The 20,940-nt window shown below is 72.4% G+C and carries 16 protein-coding genes and 1 tRNA gene; 12 read left to right on the top strand and 5 right to left on the bottom strand.

Annotated elements, in window-relative coordinates; genetic code table 11:
• The first annotated feature begins 168 nt into the window (after positions 1-168).
• The 7 genes from gltX (at position 169) to EDF24_RS18245 (ending at position 9,728) form a co-directional block, all read left to right on the top strand.
• On the top strand, positions 169-1,656 hold the full coding sequence (gltX, locus tag EDF24_RS18275; RefSeq protein ID WP_123704782.1) for a glutamate--tRNA ligase: 1,488 nt from the start codon (positions 169-171) through the stop codon (positions 1,654-1,656).
• A gap of 8 nt (positions 1,657-1,664) precedes the next feature.
• A complete protein-coding gene (locus tag EDF24_RS18270) occupies positions 1,665-2,621 on the top strand; it encodes an NAD(P)/FAD-dependent oxidoreductase (RefSeq protein WP_123704780.1) in 957 nt (318 codons plus the stop codon).
• 45 nt (positions 2,622-2,666) lie between these two features.
• Positions 2,667-2,738: transfer RNA gene (locus EDF24_RS18265), tRNA-Gln, on the top strand.
• Positions 2,739-3,388: 650 nt separating this feature from the next.
• Positions 3,389-4,213, top strand: coding sequence for a glycosyltransferase family 2 protein (locus EDF24_RS18260; protein ID WP_123653785.1), 825 nt, complete (start codon positions 3,389-3,391; stop codon positions 4,211-4,213).
• A complete protein-coding gene (locus EDF24_RS18255; protein ID WP_123653784.1) occupies positions 4,210-5,178 on the top strand; it encodes a glycosyltransferase family 2 protein in 969 nt (322 codons plus the stop codon). The genes EDF24_RS18260 and EDF24_RS18255 overlap by 4 nt, the downstream gene beginning before the upstream one ends.
• On the top strand, positions 5,175-8,783 hold the full coding sequence (locus EDF24_RS18250) for a glycosyltransferase (protein ID WP_123704778.1): 3,609 nt from the start codon (positions 5,175-5,177) through the stop codon (positions 8,781-8,783). Before EDF24_RS18255 ends, EDF24_RS18250 begins: the two co-directional genes overlap by 4 nt.
• Before the next feature lie 27 nt (positions 8,784-8,810).
• The gene (locus tag EDF24_RS18245; RefSeq protein ID WP_123704776.1) at positions 8,811-9,728 is read left to right on the top strand and encodes a glycoside hydrolase family 16 protein; all 918 of its coding nucleotides are present in this window, start codon (positions 8,811-8,813) and stop codon (positions 9,726-9,728) included.
• Between the two features lie 154 nt (positions 9,729-9,882).
• Here the strand turns inward: EDF24_RS18245 and EDF24_RS18240 are convergent, their stop codons facing one another.
• The 4 genes from EDF24_RS18240 to EDF24_RS19335 form a co-directional block, all read right to left on the bottom strand.
• Complete coding sequence (locus EDF24_RS18240; RefSeq protein ID WP_185021726.1) at positions 9,883-11,109, bottom strand: glycosyltransferase family 4 protein; 1,227 nt, start codon at positions 11,107-11,109, stop codon at positions 9,883-9,885.
• 4 nt (positions 11,110-11,113) lie between these two features.
• Positions 11,114-12,658, bottom strand: coding sequence for an oligosaccharide flippase family protein (locus tag EDF24_RS18235; RefSeq protein ID WP_123653780.1), 1,545 nt, complete (start codon positions 12,656-12,658; stop codon positions 11,114-11,116).
• Entirely contained in the window at positions 12,655-13,575 is a 921-nt protein-coding gene (locus tag EDF24_RS18230) for a beta-1,6-N-acetylglucosaminyltransferase (RefSeq protein WP_185021725.1), read from the bottom strand. The genes EDF24_RS18235 and EDF24_RS18230 overlap by 4 nt, the downstream gene beginning before the upstream one ends.
• 103 nt (positions 13,576-13,678) lie before the next feature.
• Positions 13,679-13,852, bottom strand: a complete 174-nt coding sequence (locus tag EDF24_RS19335) for a hypothetical protein (protein WP_165931526.1) — start codon at positions 13,850-13,852, stop codon at positions 13,679-13,681.
• Between the two features lie 158 nt (positions 13,853-14,010).
• Between EDF24_RS19335 and EDF24_RS18225 the strand changes: the two genes are divergently transcribed.
• Positions 14,011-15,321: a glycosyltransferase family 2 protein gene (locus EDF24_RS18225; protein ID WP_123704770.1), complete on the top strand. Its 1,311-nt coding sequence runs from the start codon at positions 14,011-14,013 to the stop codon at positions 15,319-15,321.
• A 225-nt stretch (positions 15,322-15,546) separates the two neighbouring features.
• On the opposite strand, the gene EDF24_RS18220 is transcribed toward EDF24_RS18225, so the two are convergent.
• Entirely contained in the window at positions 15,547-16,878 is a 1,332-nt protein-coding gene (locus EDF24_RS18220) for a glycosyltransferase (protein WP_165931525.1), read from the bottom strand.
• A gap of 319 nt (positions 16,879-17,197) precedes the next feature.
• Between EDF24_RS18220 and EDF24_RS18215 the strand changes: the two genes are divergently transcribed.
• From EDF24_RS18215 to EDF24_RS19330, 4 genes are all read left to right on the top strand, one after another.
• Positions 17,198-18,457, top strand: coding sequence for an ABC transporter substrate-binding protein (locus EDF24_RS18215; RefSeq protein ID WP_123653898.1), 1,260 nt, complete (start codon positions 17,198-17,200; stop codon positions 18,455-18,457).
• A gap of 112 nt (positions 18,458-18,569) precedes the next feature.
• Positions 18,570-19,592, top strand: coding sequence for a carbohydrate ABC transporter permease (locus tag EDF24_RS18210; protein ID WP_185017132.1), 1,023 nt, complete (start codon positions 18,570-18,572; stop codon positions 19,590-19,592).
• Positions 19,593-19,642: 50 nt separating this feature from the next.
• Positions 19,643-20,500 carry a carbohydrate ABC transporter permease gene (locus EDF24_RS18205; protein ID WP_243698386.1) on the top strand — a complete coding sequence of 286 codons (858 nt, stop codon included), beginning with the start codon at positions 19,643-19,645 and terminating at the stop codon, positions 20,498-20,500.
• Between the two features lie 5 nt (positions 20,501-20,505).
• Positions 20,506-20,937: a hypothetical protein gene (locus EDF24_RS19330; protein WP_185021724.1), complete on the top strand. Its 432-nt coding sequence runs from the start codon at positions 20,506-20,508 to the stop codon at positions 20,935-20,937.
• Positions 20,938-20,940: the final 3 nt, after the last annotated feature.

Below are 20,940 nucleotides of genomic sequence, written 5' to 3'. Positions count from 1 at the left end.
GAAGCTAAGCCTCTCAGCGCCGATGGTACTGCAAGGGGGACCTTGTGGGAGAGTAGGACGCCGCCGGACTCAACGTTGCAAGAACAGGGAACCCCTGGCCACTGGCCAGGGGTTTTCTGCGTTCCGGGGCCGATCTGCACCGGGGCGCCACGGTAGGATCGGTGCGTCATGACTGCGCCATTCACCACCGCCACCGGTTCCGACGTCCGTGTTCGTTTCTGCCCGTCCCCGACGGGCACGCCCCACGTGGGGCTCGTCCGGACGGCGCTCTTCAACTGGGCCTACGCCCGGCACACCGGCGGCATGCTCGTGTTCCGCATCGAGGACACCGACGCCGCTCGGGACAGCGAGGAGTCGTACGCGCAGATCATCGAGGCGCTGCGCTGGCTGAACCTCGACTGGGACGAGGGTGTCGAGGTCGGTGGCCCGCACGGCCCGTACCGGCAGTCGGAGCGGTCGGGCGTCTACGCGGACGTCGTCGCGAAGCTGCAGGCCTCCGGGCACGTGTACGAGTCCTTCGTCACGCCCGAGGAGATGGAGGCGCGGAACATCGCCGCCGGCCGTGACCCGAAGCAGGGCTACGACAACCACGAGCGCGACCTGACCGAGGACGAGCGTCAGGCCTTCCGTGACCAGGGTCGTGCGCCCGCGCTCCGCCTCCGTGTGCCGGACCGCGACCTCAGCTTCCAGGACCTCGTCCGTGGGGAGATCACCTTCAAGCAGGGCACCTTCCCGGACTTCGTCGTGGTGCGCCCGAACGGCAAGCCGCTCTACACGTTCACGAACCCGGTCGACGACGCACTCATGGGGATCACCCACGTGCTCCGCGGCGAGGACCTGCTGTCGTCCACCCCGCGGCAGATCGCCCTGTACGAGGCGCTGTTCGAGATCGGCCTGACCGAGTTCATCCCGCTGTTCGGCCACCTGCCGTTCGTGATGGGGGAGGGCAACAAGAAGCTCTCCAAGCGCGACCCCGAGTCGAACCTGTTCCACCACCGCGCCGCCGGCATGATCCCCGAGGGGCTCATCAACTACCTGGCGCTCCTCGGTTGGTCGATCGGCCCGGACCGCGACGTGTTCTCCATCGACGAGATGGTCCAGGCCTTCGACGTGGTGGACGTCAACCCGAACCCGGCCCGGTTCGACCACAAGAAGGCCGAGGCGATCAACGGGGACCACATCCGGCTCCTCGACGCCGCCGACTTCCGTGGACGGCTGAAGCCCTACCTGACCGACTTCATCGCCGACCCGGCGACCCCCGAGCAGGAGCACGTGCTCGAGCTCGCGGCGCCCCTCGTGCAGGAGCGCATGCAGCTCCTCAGCGAAGCCCCCGGGATGCTCGGGTTCCTGTTCACCGCGGACGCCGACCTGGTGGTCGAGGACGACGCGCTCGCGAGCCTCAAGGGCGACCCGACCGAGGTCCTCACCGCCGGCATCGCCGCGCTCGAGCAGCTCGACGACTGGCGCACCGAGGCGATCGAGGGTGCGCTCCGCGCGGCGCTCATCGACGGTCTCGGCCTGAAGCCCCGGGTCGCGTTCGGTCCGCTCCGCGTCGCGGTCTCCGGTCGCCGCATCAGCCCGCCGCTGTTCGAGTCCATGGAGATCCTCGGCAAGGACTCGACGCTGGCACGCCTCCGCAGCCTCGCGGCTCGCTGACCGCCCCGATGACGAAGGACACCCAGGAGCACGCCGGGGCGCAGTACGACGTCGCGGTCGTCGGCGCCGGCCCGGCCGGGCTGAGCGCCGCGTTGAACCTGGTCCGGGCGAAGCGCACCGTGCTGCTGCTCGATGCGAACCGTCCGCGCAACGCCGCGACGCTCGCGTCGCACGGGTTCCTCACCCGTGACGGCATCTCGCCCCTGGAGCTCAGGAAGCTCGGCCGCGCCGAGGTCGAGCAGTACCCGGAGGCGACGGTCGCGCAGGCCCTCGTCGACGCGGTGACGCCCGAGGACGACGGCTTCCGGGTGCACGGCGCGTGGCGGGGGACCGAGGTCGAGGGCACCGCACGTGCGGTGGTCATCGCCACCGGGCTCCGCGAGGAGTTCCCCGCCCTGCCCTCGCTCCGCGCCTTCTACGGCACGGCGGTGCACAGCTGCGTGGAGTGCGACGGCTACGAGAAGGCCGGTGAGCCGCTCGCCTTCGTCTGCGAGACGCCCGACGTCGTCGACCGCGCGCTCCTCGTCGCGTCCTGGGCGGACGACCTCATCGTCTACACGAACGGGGTCGCTCCGCTCGACGAGTCGGGGCGGTCCCGCCTCACGGCCGCCGGCGTCCGCGTCGACGAGCGCCCGCTGGCCGACCTCGAGGGGGACCGCACCGGGATGACCGGCGTCCGCCTCGCGGACGGGCACGTGGAGCCGCGCACGGGCGGGTTCGTCCGGCCGACGTGGCACGTGGACCTCGACTGGGTGGGGGCGCCGCTCGAGCGCGACGCCGAGGGGCTCGTCGTCGTCGACCGCGTGGGGCGGACGAGTGTCCCCGGGATCTACGCCGTGGGCGACGTCACGCCGCCGGGGCCCGAGCAGCTCATCGTTGCCGCCGGGCACGGGGCGATGACCGCCGCTGCGGTGCACCGGGACCTCGTCGGTGGTCTTGTGGACCTCCGGGATGCTGTACAGTAGATGACCGTGCCCCGGACAACGGGGACGGAAGGCCAGCAGGCCTTTTGGGGTATGGTGTAATTGGCAACACAGCGGTTTCTGGTACCGTCGTTCTTGGTTCGAGTCCAGGTACCCCAGCACTCATGAGACAGGCCCCCGGGAGATCCCGGGGGCCTTCTTCGTGCGCCCAGGCGCGCCCGGCTCCGGCCGCGCGGGCCCGCTCCGGCCGCGCGCGCCACGCCGAGCCCGCTGAGATCGCACTGCTCGTCGCCTCCGCCCCAGGGAGCCGACACGAAACGCGATCTCACGCCCGGCGCGCGGCGCCCGGCGCGCGGCGCCCGGCGCCCGGCGGCCGGCGTGCGGCTCGCGCCCGGCGGTGGGCCCGGCCACACGGCGGACGGGAGGCTCGGGGCGGCGCCGCCCCGAGCCTCCCGTCCGGTACATGGTGACGCCGTGGCGGACGCGACCCGTGCCGGTGCGCGGTGACGCCGCGAGCGACGCGACCCGCGCCGGTCCCGCGGGCACCGGACGCGCGATTGCGGGTTTCCGTATCCACGGTCGGCGGCCCGCAACTGACCGCACATCGCATTGACCGCGCACCCGCGCCCAGCGAGGGTGGGAATCCCCAGGAAGCGGTGTACCCCCGCTGTCGAGGGGAACGGCGGTGCACCCTCACCGCCGGGCAGCGAAGCCGACGTACCCGCGTCCCGTCCTCCGTACCCTGCGGACGACCGTTCGCCATTCCGGCGAACTCACCCACTTGCAGCCCTGAACCCGACAGGAGCACCATGTCCGCCAGCACGATCCGGCCCCGAGACCCGCGCGTCTCGGTCGTCATCCCCGCTCGGAACGAAGCGAGGAACCTGGAGATCATCCTCCCGAAGCTCCCGCCCGTGTACGAGGTGATCCTCGTCGACGGCAACTCGGTCGACGACACCATCGCGACGGCGCAGCGGCTGATGCCCTCCGTCAAGGTCGTGCAGCAGACCCGCAAGGGCAAGGGCAACGCCCTCGCCTGCGGGTTCGAGGCCGTCACCGGCGACGTCGTCGTCATGTTCGACGCCGACTGCTCCGCGGACCCGGACGAGATCCCGCGCTTCGTCGACGCACTCGTCGCCGGCGCGGACGTCGCCAAGGGCACCCGGTACGCGCTCGGCGGTGGCAGCGACGACATCACGATCGTCCGCAGCCTCGGCAACCGTGGCCTGAACCTGATCTGCAACGTGCTCCTCGGGACGCGCTACAGCGACCTCTGCTACGGCTACAACGCCTTCTGGGCCGACGCCCTGCCGAAGATCGGGCTGCTCTCCTCGACGCTCCCGCAGCCGACCGACGGCTCGATGCTGTGGGGCGACGGGTTCGAGATCGAGACGGTCCTGACCTGCCGCTGGTCCGCCGCGGAACTGGCGATCACCGAGGTCCCGAGCCACGAGAAGCTCCGCGTCCACGGCACCAGCAACCTCAACGCGATCACCGACGGCATCCGGGTGCTGAAGTCGATCATGCACGAGCGTCGTCGCGCCGCCGACGCGCAGGCCCGTGCCCGCCTGGCTCCCGTCCCGACCCGCGTCGTGCCGACCGCCGTGCCGGCCCTCGACGAGGAAGCGGCGTGAGCACCCCGACGGTCGCCGTCGTCATCTGCGCGTACACGCAGCAGCGCTGGGGAGACCTGCAGGACTCCGTCGAGTCGGCGAAGCGCCAGCCGGACACCACCGAGGTCGTCGTCGTGATCGACCACGAGCCCGAGCTCTTCCTCCGGGCGAAGGCCCGCTGGCCCGAGCTCCGGGTCGTGGAGAACACCGAGGACCGCGGCCTCTCCGGCGCACGGAACACCGGTGTCGCCCTGACGGACGCCGACGTCGTGGCCTTCCTCGACGACGACGCCACGGCGGACGACGACTGGCTGGAGCACCTCGTCGCAGCGCTCGAGCTGCCCGACGTCGTCGGTGTCGGCGGCCGGGCGACCCCGTCGTGGCCGACCGCCACCGGCGCGGGACCGTACCCGGACGAGCTGCTCTGGATCGTCGGCTGCAGCTACGCCGGACTGCCGACGGCCCCCGGTGACGTCCGCAACGTGATCGGGTCGAGCATGGCCTTCCGTCGCGACGTGCTGCTCGGCGCCGGCGGGTTCCGGTCCGGGATCGGTCGCGTCGGCAACCAGCCTCTCGGCTGCGAGGAGACGGAGCTCTGCATCCGGATCGCGCAGGCCCGTCCCGCGTCCCGGATCCGCTACGAGCCGCGCTCGAACGTGTCGCACCGGGTCTCCCCGGACCGCGTCGAGATGCGGTACGTCCGTCGTCGGAGCTACTACGAGGGCATCTCGAAGGCCGTCCTGAGCCGTCGTGTGGGCACGGGTGACTCGCTCGCGAGCGAGTCCACGTACCTGACGAAGGTGCTCCCGGGCGCGCTGCTCCGCGAACTCGGCGGCATCGGCCGCGGTGGGGGACGCCGTGCGTTCGCCATCGCGCTGTCGGTCGCCTCGACGGTCACCGGGTACGCCGTCGGTCGGCTGTTCGGCGGCGTTGTCGTCTCCGCGCCCGCTCCGGTCCCCGCCCCGCAGCCGGTGGGTGCGCCGTGACCCGCGCCACCCTGGCGATGGTCGTCTCGCCGATCGTCACGGGTCCGCTGTTCCCCACGTGGGACGGCGCCCTGTGGGTCGGCGAGGTCGACCGTGCGGACGTGCACGCGTCCAGCCACCGCGACGTCATCGCGCTCGAGGGCGCCGAGGGGTACCGCCGTGCGCGGCTCCTCGTCCGTGACCACGGCGAGCCCCTCGGGTTCGTCGAGGCGGACGTCACGGAGCGCCGGCGCATCGGCGCGACGATCGACGTCCGCACCCTCCAGCGCGCGATCCGGCCGATGCCGGCGCCGACGGTCCGGCCGGCAGCAGACCAGGTGCTGCCGTCCGTCACCGTCGTGCTCTGCACGGACGGTGCCGCCGACCAGACGATGCGTTCGGTGCTCGCCGTCGCGTACGACGACTTCGACGTCGTCGTGGTGTCCCGTGGCGCACGTGCCGCCGCCGGGGCCGACACCGACACCGCTGCCGGCGAAGCGCCCGCCGCGGACGTCGCCGACGTCGCCGACGTCGTCATCGAGGGCCGCCGCGTGCGGACCATCCCGGCACCGGCCGGCGGTCTCGCCGCTGCCCGGAACGCGGGACTCCTCGCCGCCACCGGCGACGTCGTCGCCTTCGTCGACGAGGGCGCCGTCGTGGACGCCGGGTGGCTCCGCGCCATCGGCACCGCGTTCGCCGCGGACGCCGACGTCGCGTGCGTGACCGGACTCGTGCCGAGCGTCGAGCTCCGCACGCCGGCGCAGCGCTGGCGCGACGACCGCACCCCGGCCGCCCGCACGGTCCGCCGCCGGGTGATCCGCCTCGACGACGACCGGGACGACCTCCCGATGCACCCCTTCGCCGCGTCCGCCTACGGCACCGGCGCCAACCTCGCCGTGCACCGCGCCACCGCGCTCCGGATCGGCGGGTTCGACACCGCGTTCGGTCCGGGGACCCGCGTGGGTGCCGGCGACGACCTCGACCTCTTCACACGACTGCTGTTCGCGGGTGCCGCGATCGCCGTCGAACCCGCCGCGATCGCGTGGCAGCGAACGGCCGACGACGTCGCGTCGCTCCGCGCCGCCGCCGCCGCGCACGGCCACGGACTCGGAGCCTGGATGACCAAGAACGCCTTCGACCGGGAGACGTTCACCGCGTCGGTCGACGTCGCGCCCGAGGCCCTCAGCGCCTTCGCTCGCCTCGGACTCGAGCAGGGCGACCACGCGACGCACGTCGACGGGGAGCACGACGCGCGCCCGCTCGACGCCGTCGACGAGGCCTTCGTCGCGACGAAGCGTCGCCTCCGTGGCGTCGAGCGACGCTCGGCACTGACGGCGCCGTTCCTCGCCGCGCGTGAGCGCCTCGGTGGCGCCGGCACCATCGACCGGACGGCGCACGGGCGTCACGAGCTCCAGCGCGGGCTCGAGACGGCCGGTGCCGCACGTCCGGTGGCGTCCGACGCGATGGGTCCCGCCGCCCGCCTGGTCGCCGCGGGCATCGTCGTCATGTCGCTCGTCCTCGCGGCGGTCGGCAGCGTCCTCGGCCTGCCCGCCCTGCGGGGGAGTGCGATCGGGGTCTTCCTCTTCGCCCTGCTCGGCGTCGCACCGCTGCTGCTGGTCCGCCCGATGCCCCTCGCCCGGTTCGCCGTGCTCGCGGTCACCGGGTCGCTCGCCGGCACGATCGCCATCGGGTACACGATGGCGACCTTCCACCTCTGGGTCCCTGCGGTGCCGTTCGTCGGCGTGGTCGTGCTGACCGCTGCTGCCGTGGCGATCGCGGTGCCCCGGGACGTCGCGGACCTGCGCCGTGCGGGTCTCGTCCGCCGGGACCGCCCCGTGCGGGCTCGTTGGAGCACGACCGCCACGGTCACCGCGGGGTCGCTCCTCGGCCTCGTCGTCGTGGTCGTCGCCGCGCTCACGCACATCGGCGACCCGGTCCCCGCCGGGCTCTTCGGGTCGCTCGGCCCGGGACTCGTGATCGGGCTCGCGATCGTCGTGGCCGCCGCGGTCGTGGCGCTCGTGCGCGGCCGTGGGCTCGCCGTGCCGGTCGTCGTGCTCGGTGGTGTCATCCAGCTCGCCCAGGCGATCACGTACGGCGTCCCGACCGTGATGGCGGCCGCTCGGCACATCGGCGTCCTGGAGTACATCCGGCAGAACGGCGGCACGAACCCGTCGTCGGACATCTTCCAGACCTGGTCCGGCCTGTTCGCCGGTGGTGCCTGGGTCGCCGACGTCGGCGGGATCGTGAACGCAATGACCATCGCCGCGTGGGTGCCGGTCCTCCTGGCGTTCAGCACGACGATCGCCGTCGGCGTCCTCGCGTCGCACTGGCTCCCCGGCAACCGGCGTCCGTGGATCGCGGCGTTCCTCACCGCGGCGACCGGCTCGCTCAACACGACGTACTTCTCGCCGCAGTCGACCGGCATCCTGATGTCGATCGTCATCCTGGTGCTCGCGACCGGCCCGCTCCGCAAGGCGGTCACCACCGCCGGGAACACGGCCGACACGAACGGCGCTGCCGCCAAGCCGCGGGCCCGGAAGGTCGGGCTGTCCCGGATCATCGCGATCACCGCGATCGGCATCGTGCTCGTGGTCACGCACCAGATCTCCCCGTACCTGACCGTGGCCGCCCTCGTGGCGCTCATCGTGTTCCGCCTGGTCCGCCCGTGGTGGCTCCCGGTCGTGGTGCTCGTCCCGGCGATCGTGTTCGCCGCGCTGAACGGGGACGTCCTCGGGCGCTTCCTCTCGCTCGCGGCGGTCGGCAAGGTGCTCGACAACGTGCAGCCCCCGACGCACGACCTCACGGTCCTGCCGAAGCCGCTCGTCACCCGGCTGGCGTTCGACATCCCGGCAGCGGCGCTCGTCGTGCTCGGGCTGCTCGCGCTGATCACCGTGCTCCTCCGCCGGGACCGCGTGCACTGGGGTCTCCTCGCGGCGGCGGCGAGCCCGATCTCGCTCCTCGTCGCCACGAACTACGGCCAGGAGGGCATCTTCCGCGTCGTGCTGTTCGCGACGCCGTGGATCGCGATCCTCGCCGCGGCCGCGCCGATGCCCGCCGGGCGCCTGGCCTGGGTCGGTGGACTCGTCGGCCGGGTGATGCGCCCGACGGCCGTCAAGTACACCGTCGCCGCCGCCGGGATCGCCGCGCTGGTCGCGATCGGGGCGTTCGGGCAGACCTCGCTCGACTGGAACCGCGTGATGACCCGCAGCCAGTCCGAGGCCACCCAGCTCTACGACGCGACCGCACCGAAGGGGTCCGTGCTGCTCCTGACCGGGTCGGGCAACGCCGTCCCGAGCAACACCGGTGCCCGGTACTTCGACGTCGGCTACCTCTCGCGTGAGGCGCTCGGGGCCTACCCGGACCCGACCGGCACGTACGACGCGACGACCGACGTCGGCGACATCACCAGCGAGCTCGTGAACAACTGGACCGCGACGAAGTACTACGCCCTCGTGGCGGAGCCGTTCGGCGCGTACGACGAGCGTTACGGGTACCAGAGCGACGCCGACTACCAGCAGCTCGCGAAGGCCATGGCCTCGTCGCCGTACTGGCACGTGGTGTGGTCCTCCGGCACGACGGCGATGTACGAGCTCACCGCGGCAGGGCTCCGGCATGCCTCCTCGTGAGCCGGAGCACCCTCCGGTGGCACACCGGTGAGTCCGCTGCAGGCCGACGCCCCGCCCCTCGCGGCGGAGGCGTCGGCCTCGCACGGTGCCGCCCCGGCGCACGGGCTCGGCGTGCCCCGACACGGCGCCGGCCACCGGCGGTGGCACGGACGACGGACCGCCGCGCTGGTCGGGACCCTGGTGCTCGCCGCCGGGGTCCTCGTCGCGTCCACGACCGCGCTGCAGGGCGACGGCACGAACCCGAGCGGAGCGTCCATGCCGACGAGTGACGGCGACGGCTGGAACCGGGTCTTCTCGGAGGACTTCGACACGACCAGTCCGTCCGGCAGCTTCGAGGCGGACTACGCCGACCGGTTCTCCGTCTACCACGGCTTCGCGGACACCGCTGGGACCGGGCGCTACCAGTCCTCGGTGCTGAGCACGCACGACGGCACGCTCGACATGCACCTGCGCACCACCGCCGGGGGCACCCCGCTCGCCGGCGGGATCGTCCCCCTGGTCGACGGGCAGTGGGGTGGCCAGACCTCCGGCCGCTACAGCATCCGGATGAAGAGCGACCCGGTGGACGGCTACGGGGTCGCGGTGCTGCTCTGGAGCGACGCGAACAAGTGGTCGGACGGCGAGGTCGACTTCCCCGAGGGCGCCCTCGGTGCGCCGGCGTGGCTCAACGTGCACTGCCTCGCGGACCCCGCCGAGAAGTGCGTCCACCAGGAGACCGCGGCGTCGCTCGAGCACTGGCACACGTACACGATCGAGTGGACCGCGTCGCGGATGTCGTTCCGGATCGACGGCGCGCTCGTCGGCACGACCACGGAGGACATCCCCACCGCCCGCATGCACCTCGTCGTGCAGGCCGGTTCGAACGACGGCGCGCCGCCGGCGGACGCCGAGGGCTCACTCCTGGTCGACTGGATCACGATCGACGTCCCCACCACGTCCGGCTAGCAGACGGGTCACGGTCCGGCTGGCAGACGGGTCACGGTCCGGCTGGCAGACGGTCACGTCGCACCCGGACGGGAGGCTCGGGGAGCGCCCGGGACGCCGGCCCTGCCACGAAGCGGACCCGCCCGGCGCGCCGGACCGGCCCGCACGGGGCCGGTCAGCGGTCGGCGAGCGAGCCCAGGGCACGCAGCAGCGACCGGACGTGCGGGCCACGCCCGTAGCGGTCCCGCACCCAGGCGCGGCACCGGTCGCCGAGCGACGGGTCGAGCACGGCCTCGTCGAGCGTGTCGAGGACCTTGCGTGCCAGCGCCTCGGTGTCGGTCGGGTCGACCGTGAACCGCGCCCACTCCCCGGAGAGGATCTCCCCGGTGCCCCCGGACGCCGCCGCGACGACGGGTCGCCCCGCGGACATCGCCTCGACGACGACGCGGCCGAAGCCCTCCGGCTCGATGGACGGGGCCACGACGATGTCCGCCGCGTGCAGCAGCGGCACGACGTCGTCCCGCTCGGGCAGCACGAGGACCGAGCCGTCGGGGAGCGCAGCGATCGCGCGTCGGACGTCGTCGGCGTCCTCGGGCGGCAGCGCCCCGGCGAGCACCAGGAGCGGCGAGCGACGTGCGGAACCGGCCACGGGGGGCACGGTGACCGGCAGCCGGGCCGCAGCGGTCGTCAGGACGCGCCCCCAGGCCTCCAGGAGGGCCAGGACGCCCTTCGCCCGCGTGAGCCGACCGTAGTAGAGCACCGTCGGGGTGGCGTCGTCGATGCCGAGCGTCGCGCGGGTGCTGCGGACCTCGGCCGGCGTCGGCGGCGGGAACGCCGTCGTGTCGACCCCGTTCGGGACGATGGTGATCCGGTCGACCGGCACGCCGACGGCCGCCCAGGCACGCGCCATCGCGTGTGAGACGGCGAAGTACCGGGTGCGGCCGCCCGCGATCGGTGCGAGGCGGCGGTAGTTCGGGGCGTGGTGCAGGTGCACCGCGAGCGGGACGCCGGACACGATCGACGCGACCCGGCCGAACGGCAGGAACTCCGGCCGGTTCAGCCAGAGGACGTCGAGCCGGGAGCGGCGGATGCGCAGCCCCTCGCGCGCGAACCGGAGACCGTCGCGGAGCGCCGTCCGGACGCCGAAGCGGTAGTCGGTGGCGTCGACGAGCCGGACGCCCATGCGCTCGAACGGCGCCCGACCGTCCTCGGCGCGGCCGGGTTCCTCCGGGCGGTGCCAGAGGGCGACGTCGTGGCCGGCGGCGACGAGCTCACGGGTGTCCTCGAGGACACACCGTTCGACGCCCCCGGTGATCGCGAGGCCGTTCGTCACCACGCCGATGCGCAGACGTCGACCATCGACGGGGTCCGGCTTCGTCGCCGTCGTGCTGTTCGGTGACACGGACTCACACACTCCCTCGTGCGGCACGGAGCCGACGGAAGAACCAGGGCAGGCACGCCAGGACGCCGGCGATGCGGATCCAGTTCCAGAGGGCGTCCTGCGGGACGAAGACCGACGCGGTCGCCACGAGCAGCGTGGCGGTGACGGTCAGGATGATCCGGAGCCCCGGGCCGCGCCACTCGCGGCGGTCCGGCAGCGCCATCTGCTGCAGTGCGGCGAGCACGAGGTACGCGATCACGGTGGCCACGGCGGCGCCGGCGATGCCGAGCAGCGGGACGAACACCAGGTTCGCGCCGATGTTCACGGCACCGGCGATCGCGGCGATCACACCGACGGCGACACCGCGGCGCTCGACCAGGAGCAGCCGGCCGGTGGCGCCGCTGGCGACGACCGGGAACGCCGTGATCGCGACGATGAACACCACGACGGTGAGCTCGTGGACGCGGTACGACGCCGGCGCGAGGATCGGCAGCGCGACGGGGGAGACGAGCGTCACCGCGAGGAGCACGGGCGCGAGCATCCGGTACAGCTCGTCGCGGGAGTGCATCGCGAGCTGCCGGCGAGCGACGGCGTCACGGAGCGCGGCGAAGTGCGGCGCCCAGGCGGAGTTCGTGAACGTCAGCAGCAGGATGACCGCCGAGCCGACGACGTAGGCGATCTGGTAGCGGGCGACCTCGTCCGGGCCGAGCAGCCGCTGCACGACGAGCCGGTCGCCGACGTTCAGCACGAAGTAGGACAGGTTGCCGAGCGTGATCGGGATGCCGAGCTTGAACGCCCGCGCCATGGTCTTCGTGTCGACGAGCCCGGACAGCCGCGGTCGGGTCGCCGCGATGCCGATGACCATCGCCACGACCTGCGCGACGACACCGCCCCAGGCGTAGGTGACGGCGTCGGCGTGCACGAGCGTGAGGAGCCCGAGGCCGATGATCGACCCGCCGATCGAGGACAGCAGGCTCGTCAGCGCGAACACCTTGATGCGGTCCTGCGCGACGAGGAGTGCGAGCGAGATCTGCACGATCGCCGCCGGCCCGGTCCAGAGCACCGCGACGAGGAGGAGCGGGTGGTTGCCGATGAAGCCGGCGGCGTCGCCCCACACCGGGATCGTCGTGAGGGCGAGGACGGTCACGATGCTGGCGGTGACCATGCCGACCGCGATCAGGCCCCTGGCCTTCCGGTCGTCACCGTCCTCCGCGCGCTGCAGCACCGTCGCCTGGTCGATGCCGACGACCGCGAGGACGACGAGCGCCTGGTAGAGCGCGATCGCCGACGCCAGCACGCCGAACTCCGACGGCGGCATCAGGTGCGCGAGGACCGGGGAGATCAGCGACGAGACGACGAGCTGCATCGACCAGACGACGACGTAGAGCAGACCGCGGCCGAACAGGACGGAGGAGCCCTTGCGGACCGCAACGGCCCCGGTGTCGAGGGACTCGGGCACCGGAGCGACAGGAGCCTCCGAGACGGACTGGTCGACGACCGGTGCGTCGAGCCCGGCGGCGGCTTCGCGTGCTGCCCGCGCCTCGCGCCGGGTCTGGGGCGGGAGCGTCACGGTGCGACCACCGCCGCGGCCGCCGTCGCCCGTGCACCCTCGCGCAGCCCGAAGGCCCCGTCGACGATGTCGAGCAGGTCCGAGCTCCGGTCCGTGGAGAACTTCCGCGCGAACACGTGCGGCAGCTCCACGTCCGAGGTCGTCCGACGCTCGAGCAGCTGCCCGGCGTCCGGCGTGGTCAGCCACGGCGGGCTCTTCATCGCCGTGCCGTCCCACCCGATGAACCACAGCGCGTGGGGCACGTGCTCGTCGGCGAAGCCCGGGGTCAGCCCCGGGGTGCTCAGCACGGACGGCACGAAGGTCTCGTCCGCGATCCAGGAGCGCTGCCAGAACCGGACGAGGTCCGGACGGGTGTCCACGACGTCGACGACCGCGGCCGCATGGTGCCGCGCGAGGACCTTCATCTGCGACCCACCGGCGAACACCACGTCACGGGGGACCCGGCGCGGGATCGGCAGCCGCAGCATGTGCTTCCGCCACGCCCAGTGCCGGAAGCGCATCCGGCCCATCCCGCCGTCGCGCCCCCACTCGGCCCACGGCAGCTCGTGCACGGCCACGAAGGAGTCCTCGCGGTGCGCCCCGAGCAGGCCGGAGATCTCGGCGGCGTTCGCGAGCGGGTAGTCACTGCCGGTCAGGACCGCCACGTGCGAGGCGTCCGTCTCGGCGAGGGCGGCCCGGTACCCGGACACCTCGGCCTCGACGTTCTCCCACTTCGCCCATCCGGTGCGGATGCGGGGGAGCACACGGACACGAGCGGGCAGGCCGTCGGTCATCGCGCGGAAGACCGACTCCGGGGTGCGCGCGTCGCAGTGCAGGAACACCGGGAACGGGTCGAGCGCCTCGACGAGCCGGCGCACGTGCTGGGGGTCCTCGTGAGCGAGGACGATGCACGCGGGAGCGGCGGGGGAGATGGCCATGGAAGCGACGCTAACCGCGCCGTTCCGGGGCGGACAAGGCGATCCGACCCCCTCTGCGGGTTCGCGGCGGTTTCCCGCACCCACCCTGGGAAGCGCCCCCTGATCAGCGCTTCTTGCGGAACTTCCGGCAGTCGCAGAGGGCGCAGTCGCTGCCCGGCCGGTAGTGCTCGTGTGCGTCCTGCACGTGACCGCAGACACAGGTCGCGGCGTCCACCACGACGACGGTCTCCTCGGACGGGAGGACGGCACCGAGCTCGGTCCTGGGGCCCAGCGGCATTCGTCCTCCTCGTGCCCGGCGTGCTGCCGCCGGATCGTCCCTGCGATCTTACGGGCAACGGCCTGGTCGGTGGCGGCAAACCGCAAGAGGAACGGGGGTCGCCGCAACCGGCGTGACCCGCCGTTGCGCCCGTGCGGAGCGCCCCGGAGCATCGGAGCATGACCGACCACCAGGCCACCGCGTCCCGCGTGCTCACGATCGCCCCCGCGATGCCGTCGCCCGACGTGCCCACCTGGGCCGGCGCGGCGTGGGTCGGCGCCGTCGACCGGCAGGAGGCGCTCGCCGCGTCCGCCGTCGCCCTCGCCGGCGCCGAGGGCTTCCGCCGCGCCCGCCTGCTCGTCCGCGACGGACGCGAGGTCGCCGGGTTCGTCGACGTCGCCGTCGACGCGGGTGGGGACGTGGACCCGGCCGAGCTGGAACCCGCCCTCCGCGGCCTCCGTGCCACGAGCCTCCCGGCCGCCCCGCAGGGCGACGCGACCGGCCGCATGTCGGTCGTCATCGGCACCCGCGACCGCCCCGAGGACGTGCGCCGCTGCGTCGCCTCGGTGCTCGCCTCCGCGTACGACGACTTCGAGGTGTTCGTCGTCGACAACGCCCCGACCACCACCGCCACCCGCGACGTGGTCGCGTCGTTCCGCGACGACCGCCTGCACTACGTCCTGGAGGCCCGACCCGGCGTCTCCCGCGCACGGAACGCCGGTCTCGCCCTCGCGTCCGGGGCCGTGGTCGCGTTCGTCGACGACGACGTCGTCGTCGACCGCCACTGGCTCGCCGCGCTCGCCGAGGCGTACGCCCGCGACGCGGACGTGGTCTGCGTGACCGGGCTCGTGCCGAGCGGTGAGCTGCGCTCCCCGACCCAGCGGTACTTCGACGAGCGCGTGACCTGGGCGCGGAACCTCGACCGCCGGGTGTTCCGCACCGCGGCACCCCCGGCGGACCTGCCGCTCTTCCCGTTCTCGGTCGGCGCGTTCGGCACCGGCGCGAACATGTCGCTCCGGCGCTCGGCCGCACTCGCGCTCGGCGGGTTCGACGTCGCGCTCGGTCCGGGCACCCCGTCCCGCGCGGGGGAGGACCCGGACCTGTTCACCCGTGTGCTGCTCTCCGGTGGGGCGCTCGCCGTGGAGCCCTCCGCCTTCGTGTGGCACAAGCACCGCTCGGACCGGGAGGCGCTGCGCTCCCAGGCGCTCGGCTACGGCACCGGGCTCGGGGCGTGGGTCGCGAAGCTGATGACGCGTCCGCGCACCGCACTGGCCGTGTTCCGCCGGGCGGCCGGCGCGCTCCGGCAGCTCGGGGCGCTCGGGCAGGGCTCGGGGGCGGACCAGGTGTCCGCTGCCGTCTCCGCCGCTGCGACGTGGCCGGTCGACGACGAGTTCCGCGCCGCGACGGCCGGGCTCAAGCGCGTCGAGCTCGTCGCCGCGCTCGGCGGCCCGTGGCGCTACGTGCTCGGGCGCTTGCGCTCGCGCGCGTAGGCCGCGCCGCGCCGCGCCGCGCCGCGCCGCGCCGCGCCGCGCCGCGCCGCGCCGCGCCGCGCCGCGCCGCGCCGCGCCGCGCCGCGCCGCGCCGCGCGTCCGCGGTGCGACCGGGCGCCGCACAACCAAAAGCACCCGGCACCACGGGAATCCGTGGTGCCGGGTGTCTTTCGTTGTGCGGAGCGGCGCCGTTGCCGCCCCGCACGCCCAGGGGGCGCGGCGCGGCTACGCGCGGAAGCGCCCGGCCTCCACGTCGCGCCAGCGCCGACGGCTGCGGAACCAGGCGGCGGGGCCGGCCGGGAAGCCGCGGAGCTCGTGGTACGCCAGCGAGCGCGGGATGTGCGTCGTCGAGGCCTCGTTCGTGGTCTCCGTCGCCGCGTCTCGACGACCGGCGAGCCGGGACGCCATCTGCTTCGCCTTGACCTTCGCGGCCAGCGGCATCAGCCGGGCGAGGACCGTCAGGTGCCGACGGTCCTTCGCGGCGAGCGCGCACATCAGCGCGGTGAACCCGACGCCGTTGCCGTGCAGCTGCTTGTGCAGGTCCTCGATGGTCTGGCGGTGCCGGTGGTGCACGACCGCGTGCGGCTCGAAGCCGATGCGTCCGCCGCGCCACAGCGTCTCGATGAACATCGCGAGGTCCTCGCCGCCGCGGGCGGGGGAGCCGGCGCCGAGCGTGGTGTCGAAGCCGCCGACCGTCTCGATGAGGGAGCGGCGGTACGCCATGTTCGCCCCGGCGCCGTACGCGCCGATGCCGTACACGGCGAAGTGCTTCCGGACGGTGCCGTCGGGCCGCACGGCGGAGACACGGGCGTGCCGCATCGCGCCCTGCACGTCGTCGGGGACGATCGTGACGGGGGAGAAGGTGCGCTCGGCACTGAAGCCGCCGTAGTACGCCTCGTACCAGATCTGCGCGGGGGTCGTGAGCTCGACGGGCAGGATCACGCCGGTGACGGCGTCGAGGCCGGGCTCGCGGACGAACCGGGTGCCGATGGCGCGGAGCCACTGCGGGTCGACGCGGACGTCGTCGTCGGTGAACGCGATGACGTCGCCGGTCGCCGCTGCCACACCGGCGTTGCGTCCGGCGGAGAGCCCGGGGCGCCGCTCGGTGACGAGCCGCACGTCGCGACCCTCGAGGAGTGCGGGGAGTGCGTCGATGTCGGGGACCTTCACGCGGTTGTCCACGAGGATGACCTCGTGCCGCGGGTAGTCGAGGTGCTCGAGGACGTCGAGCAGCTTCCCGAGGTCCTCGACGCGGTCGACGACGGTGGAGACCACGACGGAGATCGTCGGGAGCTGGTCGTCGGTGACGGGCGCGTGGTCGTCGAACGCGCCGGCCTCGACCAGGGAGTCGACGAGGGGCGCGAGCGCACGGGTGGCGTCGGCGGGGTCGTCGGTGAGCAGCACGTCGAGGGTGCTGACGGGGTAGCCGTCGCGGTAGCCGATGACCAGCGCGGAGGAGCCGGTCTCGTCGGCGACGAGCTCGGGCAGCGGACCGTCGAGGTTGACGCCGATGACTCGGCGCGGGCCGGGGACGGTGACGGCGGAGAGGGATGCCATGTCGGGGACGCTACGGTCGCCCTCAGCACCCCCACAACGGCAGCGGCTGACCGTGGCGGGGATCATGCGGGACCCCGCACCGCGTCCCGCACGGCGCCCACGACCCGCGTGAGCGCTCACCCAGGAACGCTTGGCAACTCCGAAGGTCACACTCAGGTCACGGCTTCGATGCAACCGGTTGCGGAACGCCGGGGGCGGGCGTAGCGTCCACGCCCAGCAGGCAGCGTCGCCTGCTCCAGGAGCGCACCGTCGACACCCGATCGTCGCGCCCTGGTGATCTCGATGAGGAGACAACGCTGTGAAGAACACACGCGCGAAGATGCGTCTTGCATCGGTGGCGGGGGTCGCCGTGATCGGCCTCACCCTCGCGGGCTGCTCGAGTGGCAGCTCGGCATCGGACGACGCCCAGAGCGGCACCGACAGCCACGGCCCGATCACCTACGTCCAGGGCAAGGACAACTCCAACGTGGTCCGCCCGCTGATCGCGAAGTGGAACAAGGCCCACCCGAAGGAGAAGGTCACCTTCAAGGAGCAGTCGGACCAGGCCGACCAGCAGCACGACGACCTCGTGCAGCACTTCCAGGCCAAGGACGACGGCTACGACGTGGTGGACGTCGACGTGGTGTGGACCGCGGAGTTCGCCGCGAAGGGCTGGCTGACGCCGCTCAAGGGCGACATGAAGATCGACACGTCGAAGCTGCTGCCGGCCACGGTGAAGACCGCGACCTACAATGACACCCTCTACGCGGCACCGCAGACCTCCGACGGCGCGCTGCTCTACTACCGCAAGGACCTCGTCAAGACGCCCCCGACCACGTGGGCCGAGATGATGAAGGACTGCCAGATCGCCAAGGACAACGGGATCGGCTGCTACGCCGGCCAGTTCGCGAAGTACGAGGGCCTGACGGTCAACGCGTCCGAAGCGGTCAACGGCTCCGGCGGCTCGATCCTGAACAAGAGCGGCGCACCGGACGTCGACACCGCGAAGGCCAAGGCCGGCCTGCAGAACCTGGTCGACGCGTTCAAGGACGGGAACATCCCGGCCGAGGCGATCACCTACCAGGAGGAGCAGGGCCGCACCGCGTTCGAGAGCGGCAAGCTGCTGTTCCTGCGCAACTGGCCCTACGTCTACAACCTCGCGAAGACCGATGGGTCCTCCAAGGTGAAGGACACCTTCGGCATCGCCCCGATCCCGGGTGCCGACGGCGTCGGTGCCTCGACGCTCGGCGGGCACAACGCCGCGATCAGCGTGTACTCGAAGCACAAGGCGACGGCGCACGACTTCCTCGAGTTCCTCACCTCGAACGACACGCAGAAGTTCTTCGCGACCCAGGGCTCGCTCGCCCCGGTCGTCGGTGACCTCTACACGGACTCCGAGCTGACCTCGAAGCTGCCGTACCTGCCCACCCTGCTGAAGTCGATCCAGAGCGCGGAGCCCCGCCCGGTCACGCCGTACTACCCGGCCGTGACGAAGGCGATCCAGGACAACTCCTACGCGGCCCTGAAGGGCTCGAAGAGCGTCGACGAGGCGATGAAGGACATGGAAGCCGCCCTCAAGACGGCGACCACCAGCAACTAGCGACACGGTCGCGAGCGGCTCACGCCGCATCGGACTGGAGGCTCGTGGCGGCACCGCCACGAGCCTCCAGACCGCCCCAACGTGCGTTCCGACACCGGCAAGGAGGCCGTCAGTGTCAGCAGCAACCGAGATCCCAGCAGCGATCCCGAATCCCCAGGGTCTGGAGCCGCAGAAGCGGCGACGCGGCGGACTCAACGCGGAACACGGCCGGTGGGCCGTGTACCTCATCGGTCCCACGATCGTGCTCCTCGCGGTCGTCATCGGCTACCCGGTCGTCAGCGCGATCATCCAGTCGTTCCAGCTCGACGCCGGACTCGACAAGGCGACCGGCCTGTTCGTCGCCGGCGGTTTCGCCGGCGTCACCAACTACGTGCACTGGCTCGGTCAGCAGTGCGGCGACACCGTGTGCCCGCCCGGCAGCCTCGGCTCCCAGTTCTGGGTGTCGTTCGGCAACACGTTCTTCTTCACCGTGGTGACCGTGCTCCTCGAGACGCTGATCGGCGTCTGGATGGCGATCATCATGAACCGCAACTTCAAGGGCCGCGCGCTCGTCCGTGCCGCGATCCTGGTGCCGTGGGCGATCCCGACCGCCGTCACCGCGAAGCTCTGGTACTTCATCTTCGACGCGAACGGCGTGCTCAACCACGTCATCGGCCACCAGGTCCTCTGGACCTCCGGCGAGTGGGCGTCCCGGTTCGCGATCATCATCGCGGACACGTGGAAGACCACCCCGTTCATGGCGCTCCTCATCCTCGCGGGGCTCCAGCTCATCCCGGAAGAGGTCTACGAGGCCGGGAAGATGGACGGCGCCTCGACCGTGCAGCGCTTCATGCTCATCACGCTGCCCCTGCTGAAGCCCGCACTCATGGTCGCGATCCTGTTCCGCGTGCTCGACGCGCTGCGCATGTACGACCTCCCCGCGATCCTGACCGGCGGCGGCGGTGGTTCCGGCAACGCCACGACCACGCTCTCGATCCTCGTCGTGGACCAGATCCGGCAGGGGTTCAACTCGGCGTCGGCCCTGTCGACGATCACGTTCCTGATCATCTTCATCGTCGCGTTCCTGTTCGTCCGCTTCCTCGGGGCGAACGTCGTGCAGACGCAGGCAGCACAGCAGAAGGGTGAACTCAAGTGACCCTCGCAGCGGACCGGCCCCGGTCCACCACCCGCTCCCGCGAACGGTCCATCGACCGTGCCGAGGTCCGCGTCAAGCGCGACACCGGCCCGAAGCTCCGCACCGGCATCCAGGCGGTGATCATCGCCGTCTGGTGCCTGCTGCCGTTCTACTGGATGGTCGTGACGAGCTTCCGCGACGTCGGGTTCACGTTCGACCCGACCCCGTGGCCGACGCACGTGACGCTCGACAACTACACGACGGCGTTCGCGACCTCGCTCGGCAACCACCTCGGACGGGCGCTGCTCAACAGCCTCATCATCGGTGGCGTCGTGACGATCATCGCGCTGCTCGTCGGCACGAGCGCCGCGTACGCACTGGCCCGGCTGGAGTTCCGTGGCAAGTCCCTCATCGCCGGGGCGATCCTCGCCGCGTCGATGTTCCCGGGCGTCGCGCTGATCTCCCCGCTGTTCCAGCTCTTCACCGACATCGGGTGGATGGGCACGTACCAGGCGCTGATCCTGCCGAGCATCTCGTTCGTGCTGCCGCTGACGGTCTACACGCTCGCGTCGTTCTTCCGCGAGATGCCGTGGGACCTCGAGGAAGCGGCCCGCATCGACGGCTGCACCCGCGTGCAGGCGTTCCGGCGGATCATCCTGCCGCTGGCGGCCCCCGCGGTGTTCACGACGGCGATCCTGGCGTTCATCTCCTCCTGGAACGAGTACCTGATCTCCTCGCAGCTCTCCAGCGACGCCACGCAGCCGGTGACCGTCGCGATCGCCTCGTTCGCCGGCACCCAGCCGCACCAGGAGCCCTACACAGCGGTGATGGCGGCGGGCACGATCGTCACGATCCCGCTCGTCATCCTGGTGCTCATCTTCCAGCGACGCATCGTGGCCGGCCTCACCGCCGGTGGTGTGAAGGGCTGATCGTCATGGCACTCAAGGCACCGCGCCGCCCCTCCGCACCGATCGAGGAGGCCATGGGCTTCGTCGGGTTCTTCGGCATCGCGTTCCTCGCCGTCACCGTGTTCTGCGAGTTCACCGGTCGTCCCGCGCTCGGCTGGGCCCTCACGCTGCTGGCGTGCGTGCTCGTCATCGTGGTGCTCGACCGCTGGCGGGTCCGGGTCGTCCGGCGCACCGAGGCCGCCGAGGCCGAGGCAGCCGGACGCCCCGTCCGCCGTGACGCGCACCCCGTCGGAGTGCACGTCCCCGGTGGGGAGCAGCCCGTCGCGACCGTCTTCCGGGACCACGCGCACTCCGGGTGGGACGACCCGGAGCCCCGCCGTCCGCGACCCGTCGCCGTGACCGGTGTGGGGCACGGGAGCCGTGACGTCGGTGACGTGACGCACGCCACGGACGGCTGACGG

This window comes from Curtobacterium sp. PhB130 (assembly GCF_003755165.1).
In the GTDB taxonomy this organism is placed as follows: Bacteria; Actinomycetota; Actinomycetes; order Actinomycetales; family Microbacteriaceae; genus Curtobacterium.
The sequence above is the reverse complement of the archived record's forward strand: the minus strand, read 5'-3'. Positions and strand labels throughout refer to the sequence as shown.